The organism is Streptomyces sp. NPDC050121 (genome assembly GCF_044460385.1).
In the GTDB taxonomy this organism is placed as follows: domain Bacteria; phylum Actinomycetota; class Actinomycetes; order Streptomycetales; family Streptomycetaceae; genus Streptomyces; species Streptomyces soliscabiei.
Map to the genome: position 1 here is coordinate 1 of NZ_JBITJV010000094.1, position 5,259 is coordinate 5,259.

The following is a 5,259-nucleotide window of genomic DNA, read 5'->3' on the forward strand; positions in this document are numbered from 1 at the left end:
TCCGAGTAGTCCTTCATCGCCATCGGCGGTCTTCTCGCTTCCTCCGGATCAAGCAGATCCAGTATCAGCGTGTCCACCACTCAGGGGGAGGCTCCTGTTGCCTCGTTGAAGTGTTCCAGATACGGCAGTCGGTCTACCCCACACGCGTGAGGTCCCCCCCGTTCGAGCTGGAGCCGGTCGACCCAGTCGGTCATGTCCTGGCTGATCAGGTTGCTGCTTGTTGCACGGGGGCGGGAGTCGGCTTCGGAAAGATCTGGCCGAGCCGGTTGAGCCGGTTGAACACCGTGCGGACCTCACTGGTCAACGGGTCATCGTGGCCGAGGTGCTGGGTGAGGAGAGTGTAGATGTCTGCAAAGGTAGCGAGTGCCTCCCCAGGTCGGTTGCTGGCCGCCTGCAGCAGGCCGATCCGGCTGCGCACCTCAAGCAGCAACGGGTCTTGTGGTGGGGTGTCCTGGTGCAGATCTGCCGCCAGGGCGGTGTAGTCGTTGAGGGCTTGCTGGACATTGCCCAGTCGCATGTGGCAGAACGCGGCCTTGGATCGGCACTCTGCTGCTTGTCGTGAATTGTCCTCGGCTGCTGCCCGCTCTGTGCTGAGGGTGTTGTAGAGCGGGAGGGCTTCTCCGAAGTGGCCGGCGTCGAAGAACGCCTGCGCCTGGACGATGCGTATGCTCCCAGGCAGTGGCGCGGCCGCGGTCGGGATGGTTACGGGGTCGCCGACTTCGTCGTCTTCGTCGCCGGCGGAGAGCTGGGCAAGGGGCGTCGTGGTGTGGGGAGTGAGGCTTTGCGCGATGAGTTCCGCTGAGGCGGGCCGGTCGTCCGTGTCCTTGGCGAGCATGTTCATCAGGAGGTCGTCGACGTCTGGCGGGATTTCCGGCCGCAATTCACGTGCGGCGCTGGGGGTACGGGTGCGATGGGCGCCCATCACGCTGGCCGGGTCTCCGGTGAATGGGGGCTGGCCGGTGAGCATTTCGTAGAGCAGGCAGCCCAGCGCGTAGATGTCGGTCTGGGGCAGGATGAGGCCACGGTCGGTGAACTGTTCGGGGGCCATGTAGGCGACGGTGCCGAGGAGTTGGCCGTCTTGTGTGAGGCGTGGATAGTCACTGCCGTAGACGGCGGCAACGCCGAAGTCGAGGAGCTTGGTCTTCCAGGCTTCGGTGATCATGACGTTGGAGGGTTTGAGGTCGCGGTGGACGACGGGGTCCTCGTGGATGCAGGCGAGGGTGTCGGCGATCTGGGCGGCGTAGGACAGGGCCAGGTTGATCGGCAGGCGGCCGCCGTGCGCGGCAAGGATCTGGGCGAGGTCTTGCCCCACGATCAGTTCCCACACCATGTACAGGTCGTTCGGACTGCCGTTCAGCTGGGCGTCGTACAGCGTGGGGAGTCCGGAGTGCGTGAAGCGGGCACCGAGCTCGGCTTCGCGGCAAAAGCGGGCTGCGACGATCTCCGGGCTGATGCTGTTGGCCTGTGCGACCAGCCGCTCAGGGTTGATGATCTTGACGGCGGCGGGGCGTTTGAGCTGGGTGTCCCAGGCCTGCCAGACCTGTCCCATGCTTCCCTGCCCGATCAGAGTGCGCAGTTCGAACCGTTCGATGCTGCGCACGTCAGGCGCCACCGTTCTCGGTGGCCGGCATGAGCGCCTCGGCCAGGTCGGCAAGTGTGCCTTCGCCGGGCACCATCCATCTGCGGGATCCCTGGACGGCGGACGGGGCTTCGTGCCATCCGGCTTCGGCCCAGATGTGGCGCAGCAGCGCATTGGGAGAGTAAGTCTGCTGGTCGATTTCCCAGATCAAGGGGTGGTGGGGGTTGTTTGTCCAGGTGGCGAGGTAGCGGCGGGGGTCTTCGCTGAGCCAGTCCCCGATGGCACGCTTTTCGGAGGGTAGGGGCCGGTACATCACCCGTGTGCCTTCCGGGATGCGGCCGTGCTCAACGAGCGTGACAACACTGCTGCGCCTGCGCCTGGGATGGGAGGACTCGCGGGCAGACAGGCTGGGAAGCGCGGTCAGATAACGGATGACATCAACGGCGAGCACGTGGCTTTTTTCTTCGTCCGTGAACACGCCGGCTAGGAACAGATGCGAGCCGAAGAGGCGTTCGATCGCGGATCCCAAGAGATCGGCGACCTGCCAGGTGCGCTGAGCAGCCCAGTCCCGGAGTCCATCAGCGTCGGAGAGTTCGTCGAGAAGGTCGAAATCGATGCTGCGGAAGACGAGGTGAGCCACCAGGAGATCTCCGTGCTCGGCGAGATCACGGTCGCGCGGCGACCCCCCTGCGGCGGCGTGGGCTAGAGCGCTCCGCACCTCGCGCATCAGCAGCACACACTGCCAGATCTGGCGGGCGCTGGGCCGTCCTCCGAACAGACGCGTGTAGGCGCCTTCTGGAGCGGGCCGCCACAGGTAGGCGGGGTCGGCACTGGCCCGGGCGGTCAGGGAAACGTCCGGGTGCGCGCAGGCCAGGGCGACGGCTGCCTCCTGCATGGTGCAGCCGACTTCCGGGGCGGGCGCTACCGCACCTTTCCTGTAGACGTATTCCTTGTGCAGTTCATCCGCGAACTCCTCGCGCAGTTTCTGCTGGTAGGAGTCGAGGGCGACAGAGTCGACCGCGTGGGCGGCGCCGTCGCTCTCACCAACCTGGGTGAGAGCGGAGACAAAGTCTGCGGAAGCGTCACTGAGGTGGATGATCCGCACCGGCACCAGCGCCAGGTCACCGACCTCGGAATGTTGCTTCACCGCCTGGGCGACGGTGGCAACCACCGTGGTTCCGTTGACGACACGGGCGTTGTGCAGCCGCAGGAGCAGGGGCTGACCCACTGCTCTGCGGGCGAGATAGCTGGCGTCAACGCGGTCGCAGATCACGGTGATGCCGCTGGTGAGGTACCAGAATTCCTCCGGCGCGGTGATCAGCCTGCTCAGGGCCGCAGGGTCGGGCCGTCCGGTGGAATGCGGACGCAGGGCAGGATCAAGCAGGCGGTCTCCGTAGGTGTTGTACCAGGAGGCGAGTTCGCCAGCGGAGACGCTTGTGGTGTAAGCCTCGTAAGGGGCGTCGGTGCGATGCCAGCCGTCCGTCAAGGTTGCGGACAGGGACACGGTGGTGGGGCCTGCATCGGCCCGCACGGCGGAGTAGAAGTCAGCCAGTCCCAGGGCCAGCACGGTGACCGGGATGCGCCCCGCGAAGCCGAAGCCCTCTCCCACCAGGGCCAGTTGCCGCTCCGCTGCAGGGGTCAGGCGGGCGTCGCCGGCCAACGCCGCCACCAGATGAACCTGGCAGCGCGGGGAACTCAGGGCCTCGTTGATGCGGTTGATCGATGCACGGATGCGGGAGTTGAAGCCCTCGTAACGCTGGTCGGCCAGGTGTTGCAGTCCGGTCACCAGCTTGGCGGCGTCCTGCTCCCGCAGCCTGGCCTGACCCCGGTCGCTCCATTTCGCCTGCACGAGCCAGATGTCGGAGCCGCCCTTGGAGAACGCGATGGCGTCGATGCCGAAATCGCCTGGGCCGTCCACGACAGATGCGGCGGCCTCCTCATGGCTGCAATCGGTGAGCATCCGGACGGCCTCGGCGGCCAGAGCCCGGGACAGCAGACCGACGTCCCGCCCCTGGGGGGAGCTGTGAGCCATGTCGGACAGGTCGATCCACGGACGGTAGGCGTGCGTGAGGTAATTCCGCACAAACCGCACCGTGTTAGGCACAGCAGAATCGTTCACCGCACCATCTCCTTCGTCGTCGTCAGAGCCCCGCGGGCCGGCCACTCAGACCAGATCGCGCACGTGCTCCACGCTCAACGGGCTGGCCACCACACAGCGGGCCGACGTACCGGTGGCTGGCAGCTCAGCCGTCACACGGGCCAGCCCGGACATCCAAGCGCCGGGCACCTGGCCGTGACGGGCATCGATCGCCTCCAGCAGTTCCCGCACACCCGCCCCGTTCAATCCGCTGGGAGGGGGTGCCACGCCCTCGGCAGCCGCATCGTGCTCCAGAGACAGGGCTTGTACCGCCTGCCCGGCAGTCGTCAGGAAGGTCGTGGCGAAGCTGGAGCCGCCCTTGATGCCTTCCAGCGCAGGGGCCTCGACTGGGGCCGGCACGAACCCTCGCAGGTGGCGGGAGGAACCGTGCAGCAGCAGACGACACCCCGTCTCCTGCTCATAGCGCGTGTCTTCCCCCGGAGCGGGGTCGGCGAACAGCACCATGTACTGGTAGTCGCCCGTCAGCGTGACACAGCGCAGCGGCGCTTCGAACCACACCCATTGCCCCGGACGCAGTCCCGGCTGGGCGAACCACTCCGCCCGCTCCCCCAGGTGCTTGTCGAGCTTTTCCAGCTGCCGCATCCGGTCGCGCTCGCTGTCGGCTGCCGGCGCGTCGATGTCAACGCCCCCCACCGGTGTGTTCAGCCGCAGGGCACTGCGCAAGGCGAATCGCCGCGGCAGCGAAAACTGCTGAAGCTTGGCATCCGACAGGTACACAAACTCTCGATACTCGCTCAATGCGCCCCCCACTTCACCTGGTCTCCCATCCTGCCACGTGAGCCCCGCCAACAACGCCAGCTCGCCCGCACCGTCAACCCCGCTTGCGTAGGGATACGGTGGCCGCGGGGCGGGCGTGGCCCGTCGGTTAGGGCACAGCGGTGTGACTCGGTTCGCAGGGCCGCCCGGGCGAGGGGGCAGGTGGTCAAGGCGTCAGCGTTGCGGTACGGGCCGGAAAAAGAACGGCTCCCGGGTACGCGGCCGCTACACACGGCGCCGTGGACACCCGGCGTCAGATGTCACCGGACGGTTGCTCGACGAGCCGTGCCAGTGCACTGCACACCTCCTGTGCCTGATCGGTGCCCAGTTTGGCGAGGAGTTTGCGGGCGATGGCTTCCGCGAAGCAGCAAGTCAGAGACCTCGCCCTATGGACTTCTCAATTCAATGCGCTGGGGATTCTCACACTGTGTCACCAAACCTTCTCACTCGATGCCATCACTTGTGTGCCCCAACCAGCAGATACGTGTGACATCTAGATGAGAACCACCGGTGACACCGAAATGAGAAGTCTCACCCTCCGCCTCTTGCCGGAGCGCCTGGTTCACAGCGGCGGCGCGACCCTGCGCAGCAGCCGTCCCAGCAAAGCCCGGTCGACGGCCGCGTCAGCGGTGGTCAGCAGCGCGTTCTGCAGGTGCGCGGTCAAAGCGGCCCACGTGCGGAACACGCCGTGGGCGCACGACCGGTCGATCCACGCCAGATCCGGGGCCGCGACGGTACGCCACAGCGGATGGAAGCCGGTCACCAC

At 66.5% G+C, this 5,259-nt stretch carries 3 protein-coding genes and 1 pseudogene; all 4 read right to left on the reverse strand.

The window, feature by feature from the left end; genetic code table 11:
* Positions 1 to 205: 205 nt before the first annotated feature.
* Entirely contained in the window at positions 206 to 1,654 is a 1,449-nt protein-coding gene (locus tag ACIBTS_RS49105) for a protein kinase (protein ID WP_399328477.1), read from the reverse strand.
* A complete protein-coding gene (locus ACIBTS_RS49110; protein WP_399328479.1) occupies positions 1,602 to 3,698 on the reverse strand; it encodes an AIPR family protein in 2,097 nt (698 codons plus the stop codon). The genes ACIBTS_RS49105 and ACIBTS_RS49110 overlap by 53 nt, the downstream gene beginning before the upstream one ends.
* 45 nt (positions 3,699 to 3,743) lie before the next feature.
* Positions 3,744 to 4,454 (reverse strand): SAVMC3_10250 family protein, encoded by a 711-nt coding sequence (locus ACIBTS_RS49115; protein WP_399328481.1) that lies wholly within the window; start codon positions 4,452 to 4,454, stop codon positions 3,744 to 3,746.
* Positions 4,455 to 5,055: 601 nt separating this feature from the next.
* Positions 5,056 to 5,259 (reverse strand): annotated as a pseudogene (locus ACIBTS_RS49120) (ATP-binding protein); the annotation flags it as partial.